The following is a 22,824-nucleotide window of genomic DNA, read 5'->3' as shown; positions in this document are numbered from 1 at the left end:
CGCCGCTGTGAATGCCGGTCGACCGACTCATTTGCCGACCTTGGCACCGGTTTTGCGCTTTCAGACTTTTCGGGGGAATAGAGGGACTATGTCGTATGTAGAGGTACCGGGCGAGAAGGTCCCGATCCGCATGTGGGCCGATCCGGCCTCGGTCGAGGACGCCGCGATGCAGCAGCTGCGCAACGTGGCCACCCTGCCCTGGATCAAGGGGCTCGCCGTGATGCCGGACGTCCACTTCGGCAAGGGGGCGACGGTCGGTTCGGTGATCGCGATGCACGGCGCGGTGTGTCCGGCGGCGGTGGGTGTGGACATCGGTTGCGGAATGTCCGCGGTGAAGACCTCCCTGACGGCCAATGACCTGCCGGGCGACCTGTCCCGGCTGCGGTCGAAGATCGAGCAGGCCATTCCGGTGGGCCGCGGGATGCACGACGACGCCGTGGACCCGGACCATGTGTACGGCTTCCGGGCACCGGGCTGGGACGACTTCTGGGGGCGGTTCGACGGGGTGGCCGATGCGGTCAGGTTCCGTCGGGAACGTGCCACGAAGCAGATGGGAACGCTCGGATCGGGCAACCACTTCATCGAGTTCTGCCTCGATGAGTCCGGGGCCGTCTGGCTGATGCTGCACTCCGGATCGCGGAACATCGGCAAGGAGCTGGCCGACTTCCACATCGGGCAGGCGCAGAAGCTGCCGCACAACCAGGATCTGATCGACCGGGACCTGGCCGTGTTCATCGCCGACACCCCGCAGATGGCGGCGTACCGGAACGACCTGTTCTGGGCGCAGGAGTACGCGAAGTACAACCGCGCCGTCATGATGGCGCTCTTCCAGAACGTCGTTCGCAAGGAGTTCAAGAAGGCCAAGGTCACCTTCGAACCGGTCATCTCCTGCCACCACAACTACGTGGCGGAGGAGCGTTACGAGGGCATGGACCTGCTGGTCACGCGGAAGGGTGCGATCCGTGCGGGTTCCGGTGACTTCGGGATCATCCCGGGCTCGATGGGCACCGGCTCGTACATCGTGAAGGGTCTCGGGAACGAGAAGTCCTTCAACTCGGCCTCGCACGGCGCCGGCCGGAAGATGAGCCGGAACGCCGCGAAGCGGCGCTTCTCGACACGTGATCTGGAGGATCAGACGCGGGGCGTGGAGTGCCGCAAGGACTCGGGCGTCGTGGACGAGATTCCGGCCGCGTACAAGCCGATCGAGCAGGTCATAGAGCAGCAGCGGGACCTGGTGGAGGTCGTCGCCAAGCTCAAGCAGGTTGTGTGCGTGAAGGGCTGAGCCCCCTCGCTCACGGTTGGACGGAGGGCCTTCCGGGCGGCAGGACCTCTGAACGGGAGAGCCTCGGACGCGGGTGGTGTGTCCGAGGCTCTTCGGCGTCCGGTTGTGCCGGTGTGGCGTCCGCGGTGTCCGGTTGTGCCGGCGGTGTGTTCGGCTGTGCCGGCGGTGTCCGTGTCCGTCGTGCCGGTGGCGTCCGCGGTGTCCGCGGCGAATTCGGGTCTTCGGTGTGGTCGGGTGATGCGGTCCGGTGGTGGAGTCGGGCGGTGCGGTCCGGCCCGACGGCCGGACCGGGCGGTGAGGTCAGGCGGTCAGGCCGGGCGGTGAGGTCAGGCGGTCAGGCTGGGCGGTGAGGTCAGGCGGTCAGGTCAGGTGGTGCGGTGGACCTTGGTGTTGGAGGCCTGGGCGCGGGGCCGGACCACCAGGAGGTCGATGTTCACGTGGCTGGGGCGGGTGACGGCCCAGGTGATGGTGTCGGCCACGTCGTCGGCGGTGAGCGGGGCCTCGACGCCCGCGTACACCTTTGCCGCCTTCTCGGTGTCGCCGCGGAAGCGGGTGGTGGCGAACTCCTCCGTCTTGACCATGCCGGGGGCCACCTCGATGACGCGGACCGGGGTGCCGACGATCTCCAGCCGGAGCGTCTCGGCCAGGACGTGCTCGCCGTGCTTGGCGGCCACGTAGCCGCCGCCGCCCTCGTAGGTGGAGAGGCCCGCGGTGGAGGAGAGGATCACGACCGTGCCGTCCCCGCTTTCGGTGAGGGCGGGGAGCAGGGCCTGGGTGACGTTGAGCGTGCCGATGACGTTCGTCTCGTACATCTGGCGCCAGTCGGCGGGGTCACCGGTGGCGACGGGGTCGGCGCCGAGTGCGCCGCCCGCGTTGTTGACGAGGACGGCGAGGGTGCGGAACGCCGTGGCGAACTCGGCCACTGCGTCGCGGTCGGTGACATCCAGGGCGTAGGCCGTTGCCTGGTGGCCCGCCTCGTTGATCTCGGCGGCGAGCGCCTCGATGCGGTCCTTGCGGCGGGCGGTCAGGACCACGCGGTAGCCGGCGGCGGCCAGTTGTCGGGCGGTCGCGGCGCCGATGCCGCTGCTCGCTCCGGTGATGACGGCGATCGGTGTGGCAGCCATGACGGACTCCTCGGGCAGCTGATCGGTACGGGGCCAGGATAGGCAGGCGGGCGGTCAGTGATTGCGGGGGGCGTACATGATCACGGCCATTCCCGCCAGGCAGACCAGCGCACCGATCACGTCCCAGCGGTCGGGGCGGTAGCCGTCGGCGACCATGCCCCAGGCGATCGAGCCCGCGACGAAAACACCGCCGTACGCGGCGAGGATGCGGCCGAACTCGGCGTCGGGCTGAAGCGTGGCGACAAAGCCGTAGGCGCCGAGCGCGAGGACGCCCGCGCCGATCCAGATCCAGCCGCGGTGCTCACGCACACCCTGCCAGACGAGCCAGGCGCCACCGATCTCGAAGAGCGCGGCGACGACGAACAGAGCGACAGAACGGGCGACGACCATGGACGAAGCCTGTCATGGAGTCCACCGCGCCCTGCCGGTGGCGTTCCTCGCCCCCGCCCTCGCCCCCGCCCTCGCCCTTGCCCTCGCCCTCGCCCCAGCCCTCGCCCCAGCCCTCGCCCTTGCCCTCGCCCTTGCCCTTGCCCTTGCCCTTGCCCTCGCCCTTGCTCTCGTCCTCGCCCTCGTCCTCGCCCTTGTCCTGTCCGGCGCCGCCGTGGCATCGACCGCCGCGCTCGGAGGACTGAGCGCGCCCGTACGGCCACCGAGAGCGTCACCGTCCGAACCCCGTGGCGAGTTCGTGAGGGGAGCGATGCGGAGGCGCGCCGAACCGATCGGTATATATGGATAATTCGGGGCGATCTGTATCTTCGGGGCATGGTAGTGACACGTAGAGCTGCGCCGGTGGTGCCCGCCGTCTCGATGGCGGCGACGGCTGTGATTGTCGTAGCGGCTGTGGTGCTGGGGTCGGGTGGTGCGGCTGCGGCGGCCGGGCGCGCTGCGCCCGAGGCGGATGTGTCGCTCCACGGGCACGTCTCGCTGTGGGGTACGGGGCTCGGGGTCTGGGTGCAGAGCCGGAACCGCGGTCCGTCGAACCTGCCGGGTGTCACTGTGCGGGTGCGGACGTCGGTGCCGCTCTCCGGGCGACAGGAACTCTCGAAGGGCTGTCGGCAGTCCGACCGGCTGACCGTGCTGTGCCGGACGGGTGCGCTGCGCGTGGATGCGGAGGAGGGGCGGCAGCTCGCGCTCGAACTGCAGTTGGCGGGGCGGCCGGACGAGGTCGTTGTCCGGGTCGACACCCTGTGGAACGGCGGCGCGACCGACCGGAACCCGAAGAACAACAACCACAGGGTGCTGGCTTTGGCCACCGGGGACGAATACGTGTTCTGACTCTCGGTGGCCCCTGGCGCGGAAGCCGTGGGTGCGGAGCGCGTACTCATCGGGTGAGTGCGGCCTGCAGGGCGGCCGGGTCGGCGTGGTCGCTCGCCCAGGCGATGTAGCCGTCGGGGCGGACGAGCAGGGTGGTGGTGCGGCCGCCCGTCCAGTGAGCGTGCACCAGGGGGTCGGGGGTGGCCGGAGCGACGGCGCCGACGGGGGTGACGAGGACGAACGTGCCGTCGCGCAGCAGTTGGTAGAGGCGCCCCTCCCGCAGGCTCAGGTCGGGGGCGCGCTTCGCGGTGAGGGGATGGGCGCCGTGCGGGGCCGCGTAGGCGATCGAGATGCCGGAGATCAGGCCCAGGGCCTTGTCGGAGGCAGGCCGGATCGTGGACAGCGTCTTGCTGATCAACGCCCGGACCGTCCGCTGGAGCGGTGTGCCGGCCATGGCGAGACGGACGAGTGCGCCGCTGGAGCGGAGCACTCTCACGCCGACCGGGTGCCGTTCGGCGTGATAGCTGTCGAGCAGCGCCTCCGCGGCGGCCGTGTGTCCGCGCAGTGCGGCCGCGAGCTTCCAGGAGAGGTTGGCCGCGTCCTGGAGACCGGTGTTCATGCCCTGGCCGCCTGCGGGTGAGTGGACATGGGCGGCGTCCCCGGCGAGGAAGACCCGGCCGGTCCGGTAGGCGGGCACCTGGCGTTCGTCGCTGTGGAAGCGGGAGATCCAGCGCGGGTCGTGCATGCCGTGGTCGGTGCCGAGGGCGGAGCGGGTGATCTCGCGCAGCTCTTCGAGGCCGACGGGATCGCTGCCGGCGCGCTGGTGCGCACGGTGCCAGCCCATCACGCGGTACCAGCCGTCACCGAAGGGGGCGATGAAGGCGAAGGCGTCCCCCCTGCCGTTGACCGTCAGGACATCGGTGGGCTTCTCGGTGAGCCGGACGTCGGCGAGGACGATCGACCGGATGACGGATTCGCCGGGGAAGGGGAGGCCAAGTGCCTGCCGGACTCGGCTGTGAACTCCGTCGGTGCCGACGAGGAAGCGGGCGCCGAGCGTCGTCGGACTGCCGTCCACCTCGCTCAGCTCAGCGGTGACGGTGTCCGAAGCATCGCTCTGGTGGAGCGCGGTCAGCTCCGTGTCGTACCGGAAACGGACACCCGCCGCGCGGGCGCGCCGCTCCAGCAGGCGCTCCACCTCGTACTGCGGGGTGATCAGCACGAAGGGGAAGCGGGTCCGCAGCCGGGAGAGGTCGAGCGGGAGCTTGCCGAAGAAGCGCAGGGTGGTGAGGGGTGTGCCCGTCTTGACGAGCTCGTCGGCGAGGTCGCGGGCGTCGAGCAGTTCGAGTGTGCGGGCGTGTATCGCGAAGGCGCGCGTGATGTTGCTGGTCTCGCGCGGGCGGCGCTCCACGAGCGTGACCGAAAGGCCCTGGGCGGCGAGGTCGCCCGCGAGCAGAAGGCCGGTGGGACCTGCGCCCACGACGAGTACGTCGACGGTGTCGGGTGCGGTGCTCGGGTTGGTGGTCATGTCTGCCTCCTGGGCCCGTCATCAGCGGTCACCTTCGCGCCAACAGGTGTTGGTCAACGCTTGTTGGCAACGATAGGCGCGGCTCGACTGGCATGTCAACGAGTGTTGGCCTACAGTTGTTGGCATGACGACGAAGCCCGCCGAGTCCCGCCGCTCGGATGCCACCAAGGCCGCGATCCTCGACGCGGCGCGCGAGCGGTTCGCCACCGATGGCTATGAGCGGGCCACCATCCGCGCCATCGCCCGCGACGCGAACATCGACCCGTCGATGGTCATGCGCTACTACGGCAACAAGGAGGGGCTGTTCGCCGCCGCGTCCAGGATCGACGTGCAGATACCGGAGCTGGGGGCGATGCCGAGCAAGCACATCGGTGCCGCCCTCGTCGCGCACTTCCTGGACCGCTGGGAGGGCGACGACGTGCTCACGGGCATGCTCAGGGTCGGTGCCACCAATGACGCCGGCGCCGAGCGGATGAGGACGGTCTTCGCCGAACAGCTCGGTGCGATGACGGCCGGTGTCTGCCCCGACCCGGCCGAGGCCCCGCGCCGGGCGGCCCTCGTCGCCTCGCAGATCCTGGGGATGGCGCTCGCGCGTTACGTCCTGCGGTTCCCGCCCGCGGTCTCGATGTCGCGCGAGGAAGTGATCGCCTGGCTCGCACCCACCATCCAGCGGTATCTGACCGCCGAGCAGCCGTAGCGCGGAGGTGGCAGAGCGGCAGAGCGGGAGGTAGGAGAGCGGGGAGTGCGGGCGCGTGGGGCGTGATGTCTCGGTGCGGTGCGGTGCGGTGCGGTGCGGTGCGGTGCGGGGCGGGTGCGTTGTGCCGGGCCGGTGACGCGCGATGCCCGGCAGTATCCGCTTCGTAGACTTTCCGCATGCCGCAGAAGTCCCCGGCCCGGCGTAGTGCGCTGATGGCCGAACTGACCGTCGAGTCGCGCCGCTACATGGCCGCGTACGCCCTTTTCAACCAGGCCGTCGCCGATCATCTGCGGCTTCACCCGACCGATCTGCAGTGCCTCAACCTGCTCGGTCTGGAGACGATGCCGGTCACCACGGGCCGTATCGCGGAGCTGACCGGGCTCACGACGGGGTCGGCGACCCGGCTGGTCGACCGGCTGGAGCGGGGCGGCTATGTGACGCGCGAGCGGGACACGGTCGACCGGCGGCGGGTGCTCGTCGCCACCGTGCCGGAGCGGATGGCTGAGATCGGCGCGGTGTGGGAGCGGCTGGGCGGGGCATGGGCGGCGATGTTCGAGGCGTACGACGATGACGAAGTGGCCCTGCTCATCGCCCATATGCGGCGAACGGTCGAGCTGAGTGCGCTGCAGGTCGCGGCGTTGCGGGAGTCCGGCCCGTCGGTCTCCGGCCCCGGGGATGCCGGAAGCCCCGGAAGCCCCGGAAGCCCCGGGAGCCCCGGAAGTACTGGGGATCCCGAAGGCTCCGGGCGGGATTGACGGTTTGCCGTCCTGGGCGCTCCCTCAGGCAGCGTCCGGCGGAGTGGGCGCGAAGTCGCGGAGCGCCCTCGTGACGATCGCGTCCAGGTGGGTGTGATGGGCGCCCCGCCAGTAGACGCGGTCGCACTCCGTGCACTGCGCGAACACGTCGTACGAGCTCCGGGTGCCGTGCTCCAGCTGGTCGCTGACGGAGTCCTTGTCGGCCGCCTTCAGCGGCCCGTTGCAGGCGGTGCATCTGGTCCAGGGCGCCAGGCTCGGTGTGAACCGCTCCAGCACATCCCGGAGTTGGTCCTCGGGGCGGTCGCTGTAGACGTACGCCCCGGCCCAGAGCTCCCGTCGGTGCAGCAGCCCGCGGTCCCGGGAGAGCAGCACGCGGCGCTCGTCCGCCGACCGGGTGGCCAGCGCGGCATCGCCGATGTCCTCGCTCTCGTACGCCGCATCGACACCCAGCAGCCGCAGGCGCCGGGCGAGCGTGCCGAGGTGGACATCGAGCAGGAAGCGCAGGGGCGCGCCCGGGACGCGCTGGGGGCGTTCCACGGCGCGCACCTCGACCAGTTCGCCCGCCCCCGGGATGTGCGAGACGGTTACGGGACGGCCGTCGACCAGGATCTGTCCGGCCTCGGTGAGCGGGATGCCCAGCGACTCCACGACGTGGCCGAGCGTGGAGAAGCCGTCGGTGGCCACGGTCGACCGTCCCCGGCGGCGTTCATGGGCGACGAAGAGCCGCAGCTCGGGGGCGACTTCGAGGTGGATCTCCGGTCCGTTCACCTCGTCAGGATGTCATCGGGCGGGGTGCCTCGGCCAGGGAATTCGGTGCCGCCATGTCTCCGGGGATGCGCTGCCGGGGCCTCGGCTCGGGCTTCCGGTGCCGGGGCGTACGGAGGCGCGGGGCGTTCGGGGCGCAGAGGGACGGGCTCAGGGGCGGAAGGCGGCTGCGTGTTCCTCGGCCCAGGCGGCGAAGGTGCGGGCCGGGCGGCCGGTCAGTTTCTCCGTGTCACCGGTCACCTCGGCCGGGGTGCCGTCCGTGGCGGCCGCGTAGGCGAGCAGGGCATCGGCGACCGGTTCCGGGACGAAGGGCGCCACCGACTTCTTCCAGGCCGCTCCGGTCACGGTGTTGATGGTGATGGGATGCCCGGATGCCGTCGCAAGCAGGCCGACCTGTTCAGCGGCCGTGAGTGATGCGGGCCCGGTCAGGTGGTACGCCGTGCCCCGCAGCAGGGGGTCGGTGAGAACGGCGAGGGCCGCCTCGGCGATGTCCGTCCCATGGATCGGGCTGGAGTGGCTGTGGGGGTGGGGAAGGTCGACGGAGCCGCGGGTCCGTACCGACTCCGCCCACTGGTACGCGTTGCTCGCGAAGGCGCCCGGCCGGAGCAGTGTCGTCGTGAGGGGCGAGGCCATCAGGGCCTGTTCCACCGCGTGGTGGGAGGCGGCGATCGGGTTGTCGTGGGCGTCCGGGGCGAGGACCGAACTGGAGGACAGCAGCACGACATGGCCGACCCCGGCGCCCTCGGCCGCGGAGAGGAATGCGTCGATGGCGGACGCCTCGGCGTAGAGAAAGACGGAGTCGATCCCGTCGAGAGCGTTCGCGAACGTGGCCGGATCGCGGAGATCCAGGGCGACGACCGGTACACCGGTGGGCAGGCGGGCGGACGCCGCGGTGGACCCCTTGGTGTGCCGGCGGGTGAGTTCTTCGGGGTTGCGTGAGGCGGCGCGTACGGCGTGGCCGCCCCGGTGCAGCAGAGAAGTGAGCGTGGAGCCGACGTTTCCACGGCATCCGGTGACGAGAGTGGGCACGGGTGGGTCTCCTCCGGGTTGTTGTTACCTGTGATGCGCATAAGCTGCGCGACGCAGATAAATATCCTCAAGCCGGTGTCGCGCGTCAAACGTTTTCCCCCGGTCTCCGAGGCGGTCTCCGAGGCGGACTCCGAGGCGGACTCCGAGACGGACTCCGAGACGGACTCCTGGACACACTCCGAGATGAGCTCAGGAATGAGCTCAGGGATGAACCCCGAGGTTGGTGGTCGGCCAGCGTCCCGGCGCCTACAGTTCCCGCATGAAGATCCTCGACCTCGAACCCGGCGATGCCCGACTGGCCGCAGACCTGCTTCCCGTCCTGCGTGAACTCCGCCCGCACCTCACCGAGAACCTCTTCCGCGAGGTGTACGAGAAGGGGTACGTGCAGGGCCTCCGGTTCAGCGCCGCCTACGACGACGAGGGCATCTGCGTGGGCGCGGCCGGCTGGCGCGTCATCGACAACACCAGCCAGATCCGGATGCTCTACGTCGACGATCTGGTCACCGCGGACGGCGCCCGTTCCACCGGCGTCGGCCGCCGGCTTCTCGGACATCTCGAAGAGCGGGCCAGGGAGGCCGGCTGTCTGCACCTCACTCTGGACTCGGGCACGCAACGCACCGAAGCCCACCGCTTCTACCTGCGGGAACGGCTGAACATCGTCGCGTTCAACTTCGACAAGGTCCTTGATCCGAAGTGACTCGGTCCGGTCCCGAGGTCAGCTTGCCCCGTCCGGAGCGAGATCCAGCCGCCAGTCGTTCGTCAGCAGCGCATGGCCGGGCGGGTACTCGAACTCGCACGTACCGATCAGGGTGAAGCCCGCCTTGCGGCACACGGCGTTCGACGCGCCGTTGTCGACGGACGGATAGGCATGCAGACAGCGGTGCTTGTGCTCGGCGCGGGCCAGCTCCGCGACGGCTTTCGTGGCGGCCGTCGCGATGCCCAGGCCCTGGTGCCCCGGGAGGACGGCCCACCCCGTCTCGTACACCTCCCGGCCCTGCCAGGTCCGCTCCCAGAAGCCGATGGTGCCCACGGCCTCGTCCCCGTCGGCCAGGGCGATGCGGAACATCCTGCCCCTGCCCGTCCGGTCCGCGCTCAACGCCACATAGCGCTCGTGGCGCGCCATGAGCTGCTCCTCCGACTCGGGGCCGCCGAGATGGGCCATCAGTTCCGGTGCGTTGGCGCGGCGGAGCAGCTCCAGGTCGGTGTCCGACCAGGCCTCGATCCGTACGGACGACGAAGCGGTGTGTTCCATGCCGGAACTGTAGGACGCGGCACTGACACCCGGACGGCCCCGTCACCGGCCGGACGGTCGACTCGCCGGTCGGACCGCCTCTTCACCGGGCGGACGGCAGGGCCGGCAGTCGTCCGGGGGCCCGGTGGTCAGTGCTGGGCGAACGCCGTCGGAGGAACGCCGACCGTTGCCGTGAAGTCCCTGACCAGGTGGGCCTGGTCGCTGTAGCCGAGCTCCGCGGCAAGCGCCGCCCAGTCCACCTCCGGGTCGGATTCGGCCCGCTCCAGTGCCTCGTGGATGCGGTAGCGGAGGATGACCCACTTCGGCCCGACGCCGACGTATGCGGCGAAGAGCCGCTGGAGCGAGCGCGGCGACAGCCCCTCGGCGCGTGCGAGTCGGTCGACACGGCGCACCGTGCGGTCCGTACGGACCAGGTCGACCAAGGCCATGGCGCGGTCGGCCAGCGGGTCCGGTTCCGGGCCGAGCGCCAACAGGTACGCGTCGAGGGCGGCCACCCGCGCGTCCTCGTCCACCGGGTCCAGCACGGTCGACGGCGAGGCGGCCGGGGCGGACGATGCGGAAGGGGCGAAGACCTCGTCCGCGGGCAGCCGTCGCCCCGTCCACCGGGAGACGGGCCGGTCCGGTGCGAACGGGCGGAATCCGCCGGGCCGGAACTGCACCCCGCAGACCCGCCCCCGGCCCTCCAGCTTCTGCGTGAAGAGCTCCAGGCCGATGCCCGAGACCTCCACGAACCCGGCGTCGTCGTCCCGGCCGTCCTCGTACCGCTGGAAGACCAGGTTCACGGACGGGTGCGGCACCAGATGGGAGGCGTAGGGCTCCCGCAGGTCCCAGTCGATGAGCCAGTAGTGCTCCAGGTACGGCCGCAGTTCGGGGCAGGGCTCGTGGCGGCGGAAACGTACCTGCGCGAAGAGTTCGGAGGCGTCGACGATGCCTCGGGTGTCACGTCGCGGACCAGCCATGGCGGCGATCCTATGGTGTGCGGAACTCGTCGGCGAGTCGCTGGGGGACCGGCCGTCGGCAGGCCCGTTCCCATGCCCACGTCGGCCCTCCTCGCGGCGTGGGCGGCCGACGGGGCGCCGCGCCGCCCCGGTCGGAGTCAGTCCGGGCCCGCGTAGGAATCGGGTACGGGGCGGCCGTACGAGTCGGGGACGACGGCGACCGGGCAGGGCGCGTAGTGCAGCATCGCGTGGTTCACCGGGCCCAGGTGAAAGCCGTGCCGACCACCGGCCCGCCGGGTGCCGACGACCAGCAGTTCGGCACCTTCGGCGGCTTCGAGCAGTTCCTGGTGAGCCGGACCCTGCACCACCGAGCGGTGGATGACGACATCGGGGGAGCCGGACCGGTCCAGCCCCGCCAGGACGTCTTCGAGGTGCTCCTCGGCCCGCCGACGGTGCGCGGCAGCCGGGGACCCCGACAGGAGCGGATGACTCATGGCCTCGTGGGCGGGGCAGCGCCAGGCCCGTACGGCGATCAGCTCGCCGTCGCGCGCGGCCGCCTGGTCGAGGGCGAAGACCGCGGCCGCCGACGGCTTCTCGGCGTCGCTGATCCCGACGACGACGCGACCGGGCCGCGGCGGGGTGCTCGGCTTCCTCGCCGGGACCACCACGACCGGGCAGTGGGAGCGGTCGGCGAGCGCGAGACTGACGGACCCCAGGAGCATCCCGACGATATGGCCCCGGCCGCGGGAGCCGAGGACGATCAGGGCCGCCTCGTGGCTCTCCCTGACGAGCGCGGCGACCGGGTCCTCGGGCTGCACCTCGGTCACCACGGACAGCTCGGGGCCGAGCCGTTGCGCGCGTTCCCGGGCGGTGGCGACAAGATGCTCGGCCAGGACCTGCTCGGTGGGGCGCTCGGTGTCGGAGTCGAGGCGCAGGCCTTCATAGCGCTCCCACAGCGACGCGTGGACGACGCGCAGGGGAAGCCGTGAGCGTGCCGCCTGGGCCGCTGCCCAGTCGAGGGCGCGCAGACTGCCCTCCGATCCGTCCACTCCGACCACTACGGGGAGCGGCATCGCTCCCACCGCCTTCCGTGTTGGGTGCTCGCTCCACCTCGGGCTCGGGCGCATCGTCCCGGCGTACGCCGGGGTGCTTCTACGGATCGATCGTCAGCACGTGGTCCAACGGGCGGCGCGGCGTGCGCGGTCCCGTGGGCCCGTATCCCATGCGGACGATCATCTGTGCGTACCCCGAGCCGAAGACCGGGTCGCGCAGGAGCCATCGCAGGTCCGGCCATTCGACGGGCTGCGTGGCGAACGAGGCGGACACATGGTGGATCGTGGCGGTGAGCAGAACGCGCTCCAGCGCCTGGCCCGCACACAGCCAGTCCGTCGCGTGGTCGCCCGGGGTGCTCAGCAGGGCGATCTGCGGCTGCTTCTCGAACGGGACGCGTGCCCGGCCGGGGATGGCGCCGGGCCGCGCGAAATCGCGAGTGATCGCCCGTTCGGAGGTGTCGCGGGGGCCGAAGGCGTAGTCGGGGATTCCGTCCACGGGAGCCTCGGTCCTCGTGTTCCGGGTCCACCGCTCCTGTTCCGCCTTCCGCGCCGGGTCCCCGCGGTCGTATCCCTCGGCGTCCTGGATCAGTTCGACCACGGTCTCCAGATGCGGCGGGGCCAGGAACGTGAAGTCCGCACCCTCGGCACGTCCCGCTTCGGTGAAGCGCGCGCGGACGTTCTCGGGGATCACCTGTTCATCGAATGGATAGCGGCTGGTGTGCCGGTCCCGGATGGCGCGGTGGAGAGCGGCGAGGGCTCCGTCCTCGGGCCTTTGCGCGGTGTCGGGGCGGATCCCGAGGCGCACGGTGGCCAGTACCGCCGGGTCCGACGGTTCGGGCAGCAGCGTGGTGACCGCGTCCAGACCGCGGTGCGCGGCGGACACCCGCAGATTCAGCAGGGCCGCGCCGCAGCCCACGTGCAGTGCGCGGTTCGTGGGGTCGGCCTCCGGCATCGCGCGGCCGAATTCCGCCAGAAGTGTGAGGGTGCGGCCCGCGCGCGTGTAGCGGAACCGCCAGGGCTGGGCGTTGTGCATGGACGGGGCGGCGCCGGCGTCGGCGACGAGGGCGGAGAGCGTCGCGTCGTCGAGAGACTGGCTGAGCATCGGAACTCCCGGAGGTCGGGAACGGTCGATGGTCTCTTCAGCATGTCGGCACGGAACGGACAGTGCCTCGATGTCATGGGTCTTTTATCCCTTTATTGTGACCTTTTATCGTGGTCCTGCTTGTCCTCTCATGGCCATGGTGGTCCATTTGCGGCTTTGCCGGCCCGCCACCGGGTCTCCGCTCCGCGGGCCGTCCCGCGGCCGAACCGGAATCGACCGTTCACGCCGCGCCCGTGGGCCGGAACCGTGGTGCCATGAAGGAGAGCCCCTGACGAAGGGACCGCCCGGTCATGGCAGCCGCACCGCCCCTGGCACCGTGCCTGCGCTCCGTGCGGGCCGTGGTCTTCGACACCGACGGAGTGATCACCGACTCCGCGCGGCGCCACGCCGCGGCCTGGAAGAAGGCGTTCGACGCCTGTCTTTCGGCCGCCGGGGGCCAGCGGCCGTTCGACGAGGTCGACGACTATCTGCGCCATGTCGACGGCCGCTCGCGGAGGGACGGCGCGGCGGCGTTCCTGCGGTCGAGGGGGCTGGACCTTCCCGAGGGCCGCCCCGACGACCCGCCGGGAACCGGCACGGTGTGGGCGGTCGCCGCCCGCAAGGACGAGCTCTTCACGCAGAGCCTGCGCACGGAGCCGGTCGACGTATGGCCCGGCACGGTCCGCCTTCTCGACGTGCTGCGCGCCGAGCGGGTGCCCTGCGCCGCCGTCTCCGCGTCCCGGCACGCGGCGGAACTGCTGGCGCGGGCGGGTCTCGACGACCGGTTCGACGCCGTGGTCGACGGGAACGAGGCCCGCCGGCTGCGGCTGCCCGGGAAACCGGACCCCGCGCTGTTCGTCGAGGCGGCGAGGCGGCTGCGGGTCCCGGCCGGGGACACGGCGGTGGTGGAGGACGCGCTGGCCGGGGTCGAGGCCGGGCGTCGCGGCGGTTTCGGCCTCGTGGTCGGCGTGAACCGTACGGGCGACCCGGCCCACGCCGCCGGACTGTGCCGCCACGGCGCCGACGTCGTGGTGTCCGATCCCGGGGACCTGCTGACGGCCGGGGGTGGCGTATGACCCGGGCCTGGACCTGGTCGTACGAGGGGTACGACCCGCAGGAGGAACGGCTGCGGGAGGCGCTCTGCACACTCGGCAACGGCCGCTTCGCCACGCGTGGGGCCGCACCCGAGACGTCCGAGAGCCGTTCGCACTACCCCGGCACCTATGTGGCGGGCTGCTACAACCGGCTGACCTCGTCGGTCCGGGGCCGCCGGGTCGAGAACGAGGACCTCGTCAATCTGCCGAACTGGCTGCCGCTGCGCTACCGCATCCACCCTGCGGGCACGGCCCCCGGGCCATGGCTCACCCCGGACCACCCGCACCTCGTGGAACACGGTCAGTCACTCGATCTGCTCGGGGGCACGCTGTCCCGCCGGTCCGTCTACGAGGACGAGGCGGGCCGTCGGCTGAAGGTGGAGCAGTGCCGTCTGGTGCACATGGGCGACCCGCGTCTCGCCGCGCTGCACACGGTGTTCCGGGCACAGGGGTGGACGGGTGTGGTCGAGGTGGAGGCGGGGATCGACGGGGACGTCCGCAACTCCGGCGTCGCGCGGTACCGGGATCTGTCGAACCGGCACCTCACCGGCTGGGTGACCGGCACGGAGGAGGACGGTGTGGTGTCGCTGCGGTGCCGCACGGTGGAGTCGGACGTCGGTGTCGCGCTGGCGGCCCGCACGCTGGCGGGGTGCGGTGACGAGGGCCGACAGGTCCCCCGACCCGGCCCCGGCATCGAACCCGAACCCGAACCCGAACCGGGTTCCCGTCCCCGTCCCCGTCCCCGTCCCGGTCCCGGCCCCGATCCCGATCCCGGCCCTCGCTTCCGGCAGACGGAGAAGGCGGTCTTCCGGCGGCTGGTGCTGCCGCTGAGCCCGGACTCCGACGCCGTCGTCGACAAGACGGTGGCCCTTCACACCACCCGGGACCCCGCGATCGGCAGTCCGCTGCGGGCAGCCGTCGCCGAGGTGCGGGACGCCCCTGACTTCTCACGTCTGCTGTCCTCGCACCAGCGGGCCTGGGCCGATCTGTGGCGGCAGGTCCGGCTGGAGGTCCCGGGCGAAGCGGGTCGCGTTCTCCGGCTGCACCTCTTCCACCTGCTGCAGACGCTCTCCCCGCACACGGCCGAACTCGACGTGGGCGTACCGGCGAGAGGGCTGCACGGCGAGGCGTACCGGGGCCACGTCTTCTGGGACGAGCTGTTCGTACTGCCGTTCCTGAACCTGCACCTTCCCGAAGTCTCCCGAGGGCTTCTCGACTACCGCTACAGGAGGCTGCCCGCGGCCTGTCACGCGGCACACGAGGCGGGCAGGGCCGGGGCGATGTACCCCTGGCAGAGCGCCGACGACGGACATGAGGAGACCCAGGAACTCCATCTCAATCCGCACTCCGGGCGCTGGCTGCCCGACCGCTCGCGACTGCAGCACCATGTCGGCTCGGCCGTCGCGTACAACGTGTGGCAGTACTGCCAGGCCACCGGGGACACGGAGTACCTGCACTCCAAAGGCGCGGAAATGCTGGTACAGATCGCCAGGTTCTGGGCGGACAGCGCCGAGTGGGACGAGTCACTGGCCCGGTATCGCATCCGCGGGGTCGTCGGACCGGACGAGTACCACGACGCATACCCGGACACGGGGTCCGCGGGCCTCGACGACAACACGTACACGAACGTGACAGCGGCCTGGGTCCTGTCACGTGCGACGGAGCTCTACCGCGCCCTGCCCGAGGCGCGGCGACGCCGGCTGCTCGACCGGATCCGGCTCGGCCGCGACGAACCGGAACGCTGGGAGGACATCTCCCGCCGACTGCATGTGCCGTACCACCGGGGTGTCATCAGCCAGTTCGCCGGTTACGGGGAACTGGCCGAGCTCGACTGGGAGGGGTACCGGAGACGGTACGAGGACATCCGTCGGCTGGACCGCATCCTGGAGGCGGAGGGCGACACCGTCAACCGCTACCAGGCGTCCAAACAGGCCGATGTGCTGATGCTCGGCTACCTCTTCTCGCCGCAGGAACTGGCGGGCCTCTTCCGGCGGCTCGGGCATGTGCTGGACGACGACATCTGGCGCGCCACCGTCGACTACTACCTCGCGCGTACGAGCCACGGTTCCACACTCAGCTCCCTGGTCCACGCGTGGGTGCTGGCCCGAGCGCACCGCGAGGAGGCGTGGAGGTACTGCGAGGAAGCACTGATCGGGGACGTGGCCGACATCCAGGGCGGCACGACCGAGGAAGGCATCCACCTGGGGGCGATGGCGGGCACCCTCGATTTCGTGCAGCGCGGGATGACGGGGCTGGAGACCCGCGACCGCGCACTGTGGCTCGCGCCCGCCACGCTGCCCCAGCTCTCGAAGTTCGGGATACGCGTCAGATTCCGCCGGCACTGGGACGTGGACCTGAGCTTCCGCGCCCAGCGCGTCCGGATCGCCGTACCCGGCTCGTCGCACCCGGCCGTCCGGGTCGTGCTGGGAGGCCACACCCATGTGATCGCCCCGGGTACGGCCCGATGGCTCGATCTGCCGCAGGCCGGGCACGGCTCCTTCCCGCCGGGCCACGCGAGGTGCGACTGCCCCGCCCCGTGACCGCGGCTGCCGGTCCGAGCAGCCCTCCCGCGATTGCGGCCGTGGTGGACCGGGGCCACGCGTGAGAGACCGCTCGGACAGCTGTCGCCGCGGCTCGTCGGCGCCCGCCGCCTGAGGGATCGGGGTGGGCCCGGGACGTTCACCGACACACAGGCGATCATTTCTTCGACCTGTTGTCCGAGACTTGCTGTCCGGGACTTGCCGTCCGGGACTTGCTGTCCGGGACCTGCTTTCCGGGACCTGCTTTCCGGGACCTGACGGTTGAGGCGCGTCGGCAGTTCGGCAGGGATGTGTGCCGGTCCGGGGGCCTGTGTGATGACCGTCACTCAGGTTTCTTCGGGTCCGGTGTCGTCCGAACACGGGGTGCCGGGCGTATGCCCGGGGGAACGAAGAGATCCAGGAGCTGTTTTTGACCGTCGAGGAGTTCGAAGAGTTCTATGCGCAGACCGTTGCCCGGCTGACGGGGCAGCTGTTTGTGATGCTCGGAGACCAGCACGAGGCGCAGGACGTGGTGCAGGAAGCTTTCGTCAAGGGCTGGAACCGGCGGCGTCAGCTCAACCGCGACGGGCAGCCCGAGGCGTGGATCCGCACGGTCGCCTGGCGCCTGGCGGTGAGTCGGTGGCGCGGTCGGCGCCGTACGGCGGACGCCTGGCGGCGCAGCGGCGCCCCGCCTCATGTGGAGGTGCCCGGCCCGGATTCGGTGGCCTTCGTCGAAATGCTGCGGGATCTTCCGCCGAAACAGCGCCGCACGCTGGCCTTGCACTACGTATGCGATCTGACCGTCGAACAGATCGCCGCGGAGACCGGTCTGGCGGCCAGCACCGTCAAGACGCATCTCGCCCGGGGGCGGGCCACGCTCTCGCACCGTCTGCAGGATCCGCGTACCGAGGAGGGGCCCTGTGTCTGAACCCCACGACCCGTTGCGGTCACTGTTCAAGGAAGCCGCCGCCGCGGGCCGGTCCCGCGCCCGTTCCGCCCCGCCCTCGTTCATCACCGAGCGCGGGGAGCGAGTGCACAGGCGCCGGATCGTCGCGCTGGCTGTCGGAGCCTGCCTGGTCTTCTCCGGCGCGGGCGCGGCCGCAGCCTCCTTGCTGCCCGCGAGCCCCGACGCCGCCGTCCCGGCCACGACCCCCGCCCCGCCCCGGCCCTCTCCCGCGTCCTCCCTGCCGGACTCGCCCCGCACCGGCTCGGCGTCGACGAGTCCTCCCTCCTCCGGCCGGAGCGCATCGGAGACACCGGCGTTCCCCGGCCGGACCGCATCGGAGACACCGGCGTTCCCCGACCGGAGCGCATCGGAGACACCGGCCCTCCCCGGTTCGAGCCCTTCGCGGACATCGAACACACCCACGCCGGGCAACAGCTCGCCCGGCTGACCTCCACGCCTTCCGTGCCCCAGCGGCGCCTGCCCGGCCGGTCCGGCACGCGCACATCCGACCCAGGAGACTTTGTTGTGAGCCTTTCGTCCCCTCACCGGAGGAGCGAGTGTCCGCCCGGCCCCACCGGAACCGCTTCCGGGCAATCGCCCCATGAGGCCACGTCATCGGGCACGACCTTCCTCGCCCGGCTGCTGCTCCGGCTCAAGCCCGCCGACCGCGAGGTGCTGTGGCTGTACCTGATGACCCGGGCAGGCATCTGGGTGACCGCCTACTGCACCCGCTGGCTGTTCGCCGACGACCGCAAGGCCCACCACCCCGACTCGTTCTTCTCCCCGTGGCAGCGGTGGGACTGGTGGCACTACCTGCACATAGCCCAGGACGGATACTTCCCCGGAGCGAGCGGCCCCTGGACGTCCGGCTGGGACAACAGAGAAGCCTTCTTCCCCGGCTTCCCGTTCCTGCTGCGGGCCGTCCACACCGTCGTCCCGAGCTGGCCCGCGGCCGGTGCGCTGATCTCCTTCGTCGCCGGGGGTGTCGCCGTACTGGCCCTGGCCCGGATCGCCCGGCTGCATCTGCCGCAGGACGAAGCGGGGCAGCGTACGGCCCTGTTCTTCCTGCTCTCCCCCTGCGCGGTCTTCCTGGCCGCCGGGTACACCGAAGCGCTCTTCCTCGCCCTGGCTCTGCCGGCCTGGCTGGCGGCCCAGCGCCTCAACTGGCCGCTCGCGGCCGCTCTGACCTGCCTGGCCACCACCGTCCGGGTCAGCGGCCTCTTCCTCGCCGCGGCCGTCGCGGTCCACTTCCTGGTCACCGCCCGCACCACCGCCCAGTGGCGCGCTCTTCCCTGGCTGGCGCTGCCCGCCCTCCCGCCCTTCCTCCACAGCTGGTACCTGCATGCGCACACCGGTGACTGGATGGCCTGGAAGCACGCCGAGGAACGCGGCTGGTACCGCGACTTCCATGCCCCCTGGGAGGCCTGGCAGAACACCTGGCACGCCGCGTTCGGGCATTCCCAGACCACCGGGTACGCCCTGATGTTCCAGGCCGAACTCCTCGCCATGCTGGTCGGCATCGGTCTGTGCGCGCTGCTGCTCCTGCGGCGCCGCTGGGCCGAGGCCGTGTACATCGGCCTCAGCCTGTGGGCCCTGGGCACTTCCTACTGGTACACCTCCATCCCCCGCGCGACCCTGCTGTGGTGGCCCCTGTGGACCGGTCTCGCCGCCTGGAGCCTGCGAAGTCCCCGTGTCAGGACCGCCTATCTCGCCGTCGTGGCACCGGTGATGACGGTCCTGGCCGTCACGTTCCTCTCGGGACGGTGGGCCGGCTGACCCTCGTTCCGCCCGGCGGTCCGCCCCGCACAGGGCCCTGTCGCGGCTCCTGCCGTGGTCTCCAGGATCCCCGGATTGGCATATGCCAATCGGTAACTTTTGTTTCCGTAATCGCGATTCGGTAACTAAAGTTGTCGCCATGACGCGAACTCAGGTCACCGACACCGAAGTGGCAGCCTTGGAGAAGGCCCTCTACGACGCCCTGAATCCTCTCGCCTCGGCCATGCGCGCCCGGGAGACCGGACTTCCCGAGCAGCGCATGTGGGACGCGGATCCCGTCGACGTGACGCTGTCGATCCTCCACTGCTGGAAGGTGGTGGACGAGACGGTCGAGCGGCTGACGGCGAATGCCGCACGGACCGCCGGTTCCTACGGCGCGAGCTATGAGCAGATGGGAGCCGCCTGGGGGATGACCAGGCAGGGTGCCCGCAAGAAGTGGCCCGGCGCGATCAGCAGGCCGACGGCCGCCGAGCCGGAGCCGAGCACGGTCGTACTGTTCGGCGGCTTTGCCGAGTTGTACTGGGAGCCGTCGTTGAGCGGCTGGCGGTGGACCGGGCAGGGGGCCGACGGAACGCGTGGCGAAACCGACGGCTCGCTCTCCTTCGACGCGAAAGAAGAGGCCGCGGCCCACGCGGGCGCCTTCCTGAAGGAACATCTCATCGAGAGGCCCTGAGGGCTGCCCCGCGCTCCGGCCCACCGGGGGACACGGGGCGGTTGTCGGGGAGGGACGAGGCGCGGTGCCGATGCCGGGGCGCCCGTCGCCATGCTGTCAGTCGTGCAGGTCGCCGAGCCGGCGCAGGGCGGTCAGGCTCGGCAGGAAGCAGTACTCGCCTCCTCGGGTGACGACGAACCGTGGCAGTGGGGCAAGACGTCGGCGCAGTGGTCGGCGGGGAATGGTGAAGCCGGCGGAGCCGTCGTGGGATCCGGTGACGGGGTCCTTGGCGTCATCCGCGCCGAAGAAGACGCCGTCGTTCATCCATTGCGACTGGACGAACTCGAACTGCCGCCCCAGATGCGCGCCGATGAAAGCGAACATGAGGCCGCGGTCGGCTCCGTCGTCCTCCAGTACCCCCTCGGGCAGCGGCGGACCGTAGACCGCGCCGCGCCGGATCATGCGGTGCAGTCGCACCTCTCCTGCCACCGCGGCGTCGCGGGGGTTGGCCCGGCGGATGTGGCAGCCGCCCGGCGTCCTGAAACCCGCCGGATCGTTGCTCTCGTACAGGAAGGTGTTGCGGCGCTGCGGGTCGACACCGAGCGCGGGATCGTCGTGCTGCGGAGCCAGCGCCAAGGGGGCGCCGCTGCGCCAGCGCCCCATGATCTTCGCGGCGATCAGCTCTTCGTCCTGGGGCCCGGTGGAGTTGTCCTTCAGATAGCGCCGGAACTCGGCGACGTTCTGATGGAGCTTGCGAAAGACCGCGTAACTGCCGTTGCGTCCCAGTGCCGTCGGCTGTGTGCTCTGGATGCCGCCGATCTCGTCCCGGTAGCCGAGGACGAACTCACCGGCCTTCAGAGGTACTTCCAACTGGTTGGATCCCGGTATGCCGCTGCCTTCGACGGCCGGATGGCTGACCCCGTCGCGATAGCCGAAATGCTCGGCCTCGGTGGGAAGCGCGTAGCAGTCCTGCCGCCATATCGCCGTCACGCCGGAAAGCCCTTCGTACGTGGGGCGGGCGCGGTCGACGGCCGCTTCAAGCTGCGCGGGGTCGGGCGCGACCGCTGTGAGCACCACATGGCCATCGGGGCCGCCCAGCGGCGCTTCCCAGTGCTCCGGGCCGCTCTCGCCCACATCGCCCAGCGCTTCGGCGCGGGCCGCCATCCCCTGCCGGAACTCCCAGGCGAACGTGTCCAACGAGGCGCGCGGTACCCCCAGCGCCTCCAGTCCGCGACAGGTGAGGGCCACGCTCACCCAGGTGTCCCCCAACGGGCTGACCGGGTCCGCCGCGGAGGTCACCGCCGTACTCGCACGCCGCATCAACTCCCGTCCGGGGCCCGGGTCGTCGATGCGGAAGGCGAGGTAGGTCGCCGCGTACGGTGTCGGCCGGGGGCTGAGAACCCCACGCTGGATGTCGTCGAGCTCCAGCTCGACCTCCGTGTGCACGCTCACGGTTGACCTCCCGGGCCCTACTTGGAGACGAGGTTGCGCCAGAAGTTCCGCAGGCTTTCGTCCCCGCCGAACAAGGAGCTGAAGATCGTCGAGTCCGCCAGCAGCAGGTCGGCCGCGCGGTCACCGTCGGGAGGCATCCACAGGAACATGTTGAACTCGGTGTTGCCGGCCTCGGTGAACGGATGCGGCCTGGACATGTCGATCGGCTGCCTGGCCAGCACGCGGACGGCGTCCGGTTCGTCGGTCGTCACGTCGTAGTGCGGCAGATGCATGTGGAAGTTGAAGTTCGTCACCCCGTCCAGCCAGCCCTTCGGATCCAGGTCCCTGACCGTGGACAGAGGAGCGATCCGGTTGTCCTCGTGCGTCGCCGGGCGCAGCCCGTACCGGTTCATGACCGGCACGCCGAGGCCCTGCATCAAGTCCCTGACATAGGTGGCGAATCGCTGCTGCCGGGGCACCAGGGGGTCGCCGTGATGGCGGTACTCCATCTCGCGGACCGACAGGTCGTCCGATGCGCCGACGTCGTGGTGCGGGCCCAGGACGAGGCAGGTGTTCTCCCGGCCGAGGAACGCCCGCAGGGCCTCGATCTCCCCGGGGCGGGCCTCCTGCTCGGTGACCGCGTGGTCCAGCCCGAACACGAACATGACGTCCGTGTCGTCGAGCACCCGCTCGTCGAGCGGGGTCTGGAAACCCGCCTGGTCGATGCGCTGATACACCGGGACGGGATGCCCGGTGACCTCCTCGACGAACTCCTGGAACGGCACCCATGCCCAGAAGAACAGCTCCAGTGACCCGGCGATGCCCTGCTGGAACCGGTACGGATCCGACCACTTGGGGTCCTCGTAGGCCGGCCATGTGACCCGCCTGACCTCGGTCATCGTGGAGAAGCGGTTGTCCAGCTCGGCCGTGTTGCGACCGGCTTCGGCCGGATAGCTCCACGAGACGTAGATGCTCACTCGCCGCCCACCAGGGGTGTACTCCCGCGGAATGTGCCTCTGGTTGTACGTGCGCGCGGTCTTGACCTCGCTCATTTCGATCGTCTCACTGCTCGTCTCACTGCATCTGGTCGAGCATCTCCGACAGGGCGCTCTTGACCCGCAGAGCCTTCTTGATCTCGTCCGACGTCACGTACGGGTACTCCCCGTACTCGATGAAGCTCGGACATTGGTGCTTCCGTACGAATCGGATGAACGCCTCGGGGTTCGTCCGCCAGTCCTCGGGGAACCCTTCGAGGTTCTCGAAGGCGGTGCTGACGCCGGCCTTGGAGAACAGCGCGATGGCGTCCTCCGTGTACTGGTCGAAGTCGGTGTCGAAGATGCCTTGGTACATGAAGCGCGTGTCGTCGTCGAAGAGAACCCAGCGCAGATAGTGCAGCTTCAACGGCGCGAGAAGATACGGATCCTGCTCCAGCGCCTCGGCCAGGGCACGGCCGTACTCGCGCATCGCGTCGGCCCTGCCCGGTTTCACCCTCGCGACGACGGTGAACCCGTAACAGGCCGGAGTTCTCGGAAAGACAGGCCCGTACTTCCCCTGTTCCAGCTGGTCGGTCTCCTTGGGGATGACGACGGCCTGCGGCTTGAGTTCCATGTCCGCTCCTCTCCGCATTCCAGAGGTGGGGACTCACTTCCAGC

23 protein-coding genes and 1 pseudogene are annotated in these 22,824 nt (G+C 70.5%); 12 read left to right on the top strand and 12 right to left on the bottom strand.

Annotated elements, in window-relative coordinates:
* Window positions 1-88 precede the first annotated feature (88 nt).
* A complete protein-coding gene (locus tag ACIQCZ_RS21250; protein WP_402284085.1) occupies window positions 89-1,282 on the top strand; it encodes an RtcB family protein in 1,194 nt (397 codons plus the stop codon).
* A 365-nt stretch (window positions 1,283-1,647) separates the two neighbouring features.
* On the opposite strand, the gene ACIQCZ_RS21245 is transcribed toward ACIQCZ_RS21250, so the two are convergent.
* Both ACIQCZ_RS21245 and ACIQCZ_RS21240 read right to left on the bottom strand, forming a co-directional pair.
* Complete coding sequence (locus tag ACIQCZ_RS21245; protein ID WP_402284083.1) at window positions 1,648-2,406, bottom strand: SDR family NAD(P)-dependent oxidoreductase; 759 nt, start codon at window positions 2,404-2,406, stop codon at window positions 1,648-1,650.
* A 54-nt stretch (window positions 2,407-2,460) separates the two neighbouring features.
* Window positions 2,461-2,796 carry a YnfA family protein gene (locus ACIQCZ_RS21240; RefSeq protein ID WP_376214099.1) on the bottom strand — a complete coding sequence of 112 codons (336 nt, stop codon included), beginning with the start codon at window positions 2,794-2,796 and terminating at the stop codon, window positions 2,461-2,463.
* Between ACIQCZ_RS21240 and ACIQCZ_RS21235 the strand changes: the two genes are divergently transcribed.
* Window positions 2,795-3,142, top strand: a complete 348-nt coding sequence (locus ACIQCZ_RS21235; RefSeq protein ID WP_402284080.1) for a hypothetical protein — start codon at window positions 2,795-2,797, stop codon at window positions 3,140-3,142. The genes ACIQCZ_RS21240 and ACIQCZ_RS21235 overlap by 2 nt on opposite strands.
* Before the next feature lie 26 nt (window positions 3,143-3,168).
* On the top strand, window positions 3,169-3,681 hold the full coding sequence (locus ACIQCZ_RS21230; protein WP_402284078.1) for a hypothetical protein: 513 nt from the start codon (window positions 3,169-3,171) through the stop codon (window positions 3,679-3,681).
* 46 nt (window positions 3,682-3,727) lie between these two features.
* On the opposite strand, the gene ACIQCZ_RS21225 is transcribed toward ACIQCZ_RS21230, so the two are convergent.
* A complete protein-coding gene (locus ACIQCZ_RS21225) occupies window positions 3,728-5,185 on the bottom strand; it encodes an FAD-dependent oxidoreductase (protein WP_402284077.1) in 1,458 nt (485 codons plus the stop codon).
* A gap of 124 nt (window positions 5,186-5,309) precedes the next feature.
* On the opposite strand from ACIQCZ_RS21225, the gene ACIQCZ_RS21220 reads away from it, so the two are divergent.
* Window positions 5,310-5,882: a TetR family transcriptional regulator gene (locus ACIQCZ_RS21220; protein ID WP_402284075.1), complete on the top strand. Its 573-nt coding sequence runs from the start codon at window positions 5,310-5,312 to the stop codon at window positions 5,880-5,882.
* 176 nt (window positions 5,883-6,058) lie between these two features.
* Window positions 6,059-6,526, top strand: a pseudogene (locus tag ACIQCZ_RS21215) (MarR family winged helix-turn-helix transcriptional regulator); the annotation flags it as partial.
* A gap of 135 nt (window positions 6,527-6,661) precedes the next feature.
* Here the strand turns inward: ACIQCZ_RS21215 and ACIQCZ_RS21210 are convergent.
* Complete coding sequence (locus ACIQCZ_RS21210) at window positions 6,662-7,405, bottom strand: Mut7-C RNAse domain-containing protein (RefSeq protein ID WP_376214112.1); 744 nt, start codon at window positions 7,403-7,405, stop codon at window positions 6,662-6,664.
* 147 nt (window positions 7,406-7,552) lie between these two features.
* Window positions 7,553-8,431, bottom strand: coding sequence for an NAD(P)H-binding protein (locus ACIQCZ_RS21205; RefSeq protein WP_402284072.1), 879 nt, complete (start codon window positions 8,429-8,431; stop codon window positions 7,553-7,555).
* A 259-nt stretch (window positions 8,432-8,690) separates the two neighbouring features.
* Here ACIQCZ_RS21205 and ACIQCZ_RS21200 point away from each other — a divergent pair, with 259 nt between their 5' ends.
* The gene (locus ACIQCZ_RS21200) at window positions 8,691-9,128 is read left to right on the top strand and encodes a GNAT family N-acetyltransferase (RefSeq protein ID WP_402284069.1); all 438 of its coding nucleotides are present in this window, start codon (window positions 8,691-8,693) and stop codon (window positions 9,126-9,128) included.
* Window positions 9,129-9,146: 18 nt separating this feature from the next.
* Here the strand turns inward: ACIQCZ_RS21200 and ACIQCZ_RS21195 are convergent, their stop codons facing one another.
* From ACIQCZ_RS21195 to ACIQCZ_RS21180, 4 genes are all read right to left on the bottom strand, one after another.
* The gene (locus ACIQCZ_RS21195; RefSeq protein ID WP_402284067.1) at window positions 9,147-9,683 is read right to left on the bottom strand and encodes a GNAT family N-acetyltransferase; all 537 of its coding nucleotides are present in this window, start codon (window positions 9,681-9,683) and stop codon (window positions 9,147-9,149) included.
* Window positions 9,684-9,811: 128 nt separating this feature from the next.
* Window positions 9,812-10,642 (bottom strand): DUF6597 domain-containing transcriptional factor, encoded by an 831-nt coding sequence (locus tag ACIQCZ_RS21190; protein WP_402284066.1) that lies wholly within the window; start codon window positions 10,640-10,642, stop codon window positions 9,812-9,814.
* Window positions 10,643-10,779: 137 nt separating this feature from the next.
* Window positions 10,780-11,694, bottom strand: a complete 915-nt coding sequence (locus ACIQCZ_RS21185; protein WP_402284064.1) for a universal stress protein — start codon at window positions 11,692-11,694, stop codon at window positions 10,780-10,782.
* Between the two features lie 79 nt (window positions 11,695-11,773).
* Entirely contained in the window at window positions 11,774-12,775 is a 1,002-nt protein-coding gene (locus tag ACIQCZ_RS21180; protein ID WP_402284063.1) for an Acg family FMN-binding oxidoreductase, read from the bottom strand.
* A gap of 290 nt (window positions 12,776-13,065) precedes the next feature.
* Between ACIQCZ_RS21180 and ACIQCZ_RS21175 the strand changes: the two genes are divergently transcribed.
* The 6 genes from ACIQCZ_RS21175 to ACIQCZ_RS21150 all read left to right on the top strand — a co-directional run bounded on the left by ACIQCZ_RS21175 (window position 13,066) and on the right by ACIQCZ_RS21150 (window position 19,762).
* The gene (locus ACIQCZ_RS21175) at window positions 13,066-13,830 is read left to right on the top strand and encodes an HAD family hydrolase (RefSeq protein ID WP_402284062.1); all 765 of its coding nucleotides are present in this window, start codon (window positions 13,066-13,068) and stop codon (window positions 13,828-13,830) included.
* A complete protein-coding gene (locus ACIQCZ_RS21170; RefSeq protein ID WP_402284060.1) occupies window positions 13,827-16,388 on the top strand; it encodes a glycoside hydrolase family 65 protein in 2,562 nt (853 codons plus the stop codon). The genes ACIQCZ_RS21175 and ACIQCZ_RS21170 overlap by 4 nt, the downstream gene beginning before the upstream one ends.
* A 409-nt stretch (window positions 16,389-16,797) precedes the next feature.
* Complete coding sequence (locus tag ACIQCZ_RS21165) at window positions 16,798-17,295, top strand: SigE family RNA polymerase sigma factor (RefSeq protein ID WP_402284058.1); 498 nt, start codon at window positions 16,798-16,800, stop codon at window positions 17,293-17,295.
* A complete protein-coding gene (locus ACIQCZ_RS21160; RefSeq protein WP_402284056.1) occupies window positions 17,288-17,761 on the top strand; it encodes a hypothetical protein in 474 nt (157 codons plus the stop codon). Before ACIQCZ_RS21165 ends, ACIQCZ_RS21160 begins: the two co-directional genes overlap by 8 nt.
* Window positions 17,762-17,838: 77 nt before the next feature.
* Complete coding sequence (locus ACIQCZ_RS21155) at window positions 17,839-19,089, top strand: mannosyltransferase family protein (protein ID WP_402284055.1); 1,251 nt, start codon at window positions 17,839-17,841, stop codon at window positions 19,087-19,089.
* 139 nt (window positions 19,090-19,228) lie between these two features.
* Window positions 19,229-19,762 (top strand): hypothetical protein, encoded by a 534-nt coding sequence (locus ACIQCZ_RS21150; protein ID WP_402284054.1) that lies wholly within the window; start codon window positions 19,229-19,231, stop codon window positions 19,760-19,762.
* A 96-nt stretch (window positions 19,763-19,858) separates the two neighbouring features.
* Here the strand turns inward: ACIQCZ_RS21150 and ACIQCZ_RS21145 are convergent, their stop codons facing one another.
* From ACIQCZ_RS21145 to ACIQCZ_RS21135, 3 genes are read right to left on the bottom strand one after another with little or no spacing between them, the layout of a single operon-like run.
* Complete coding sequence (locus ACIQCZ_RS21145; protein ID WP_402284052.1) at window positions 19,859-21,193, bottom strand: Dyp-type peroxidase; 1,335 nt, start codon at window positions 21,191-21,193, stop codon at window positions 19,859-19,861.
* A 17-nt stretch (window positions 21,194-21,210) separates the two neighbouring features.
* Window positions 21,211-22,224, bottom strand: coding sequence for a hypothetical protein (locus tag ACIQCZ_RS21140; protein ID WP_402284051.1), 1,014 nt, complete (start codon window positions 22,222-22,224; stop codon window positions 21,211-21,213).
* 22 nt (window positions 22,225-22,246) lie between these two features.
* Complete coding sequence (locus ACIQCZ_RS21135; RefSeq protein ID WP_376214148.1) at window positions 22,247-22,780, bottom strand: hypothetical protein; 534 nt, start codon at window positions 22,778-22,780, stop codon at window positions 22,247-22,249.
* Window positions 22,781-22,824: the final 44 nt, after the last annotated feature.

The organism is Streptomyces sp. NPDC093149 (assembly GCF_044754145.1).
Classification (GTDB): Bacteria; Actinomycetota; Actinomycetes; order Streptomycetales; family Streptomycetaceae; genus Streptomyces.
The sequence above is the reverse complement of the archived record's forward strand: the minus strand, read 5'-3'. Positions and strand labels throughout refer to the sequence as shown.

Bases quoted from the DNA above. Each gene is read 5' to 3' on its own strand.
- ACIQCZ_RS21240 (WP_376214099.1), bottom strand. From the start codon at position 2,796: ATGGTCGTCGCCCGTTCTGTCGCTCTGTTCGTCGTCGCCGCGCTCTTC.
- ACIQCZ_RS21150 (WP_402284054.1), top strand. From the start codon at position 19,229: ATGACGCGAACTCAGGTCACCGACACCGAAGTGGCAGCCTTGGAGAAG.
- ACIQCZ_RS21200 (WP_402284069.1), top strand. From the start codon at position 8,691: ATGAAGATCCTCGACCTCGAACCCGGCGATGCCCGACTGGCCGCAGAC.
- ACIQCZ_RS21190 (WP_402284066.1), bottom strand. From the start codon at position 10,642: ATGGCTGGTCCGCGACGTGACACCCGAGGCATCGTCGACGCCTCCGAA.
- ACIQCZ_RS21185 (WP_402284064.1), bottom strand. From the start codon at position 11,694: ATGCCGCTCCCCGTAGTGGTCGGAGTGGACGGATCGGAGGGCAGTCTG.
- ACIQCZ_RS21170 (WP_402284060.1), top strand. From the start codon at position 13,827: ATGACCCGGGCCTGGACCTGGTCGTACGAGGGGTACGACCCGCAGGAG.
- ACIQCZ_RS21220 (WP_402284075.1), top strand. From the start codon at position 5,310: ATGACGACGAAGCCCGCCGAGTCCCGCCGCTCGGATGCCACCAAGGCC.
- ACIQCZ_RS21175 (WP_402284062.1), top strand. From the start codon at position 13,066: ATGGCAGCCGCACCGCCCCTGGCACCGTGCCTGCGCTCCGTGCGGGCC.
- ACIQCZ_RS21250 (WP_402284085.1), top strand. From the start codon at position 89: ATGTCGTATGTAGAGGTACCGGGCGAGAAGGTCCCGATCCGCATGTGG.
- ACIQCZ_RS21225 (WP_402284077.1), bottom strand. From the start codon at position 5,185: ATGACCACCAACCCGAGCACCGCACCCGACACCGTCGACGTACTCGTC.
- ACIQCZ_RS21235 (WP_402284080.1), top strand. From the start codon at position 2,795: ATGGACGAAGCCTGTCATGGAGTCCACCGCGCCCTGCCGGTGGCGTTC.
- ACIQCZ_RS21140 (WP_402284051.1), bottom strand. From the start codon at position 22,224: ATGAGCGAGGTCAAGACCGCGCGCACGTACAACCAGAGGCACATTCCG.
- ACIQCZ_RS21245 (WP_402284083.1), bottom strand. From the start codon at position 2,406: ATGGCTGCCACACCGATCGCCGTCATCACCGGAGCGAGCAGCGGCATC.
- ACIQCZ_RS21195 (WP_402284067.1), bottom strand. From the start codon at position 9,683: ATGGAACACACCGCTTCGTCGTCCGTACGGATCGAGGCCTGGTCGGAC.
- ACIQCZ_RS21230 (WP_402284078.1), top strand. From the start codon at position 3,169: ATGGTAGTGACACGTAGAGCTGCGCCGGTGGTGCCCGCCGTCTCGATG.
- ACIQCZ_RS21135 (WP_376214148.1), bottom strand. From the start codon at position 22,780: ATGGAACTCAAGCCGCAGGCCGTCGTCATCCCCAAGGAGACCGACCAG.
- ACIQCZ_RS21180 (WP_402284063.1), bottom strand. From the start codon at position 12,775: ATGCTCAGCCAGTCTCTCGACGACGCGACGCTCTCCGCCCTCGTCGCC.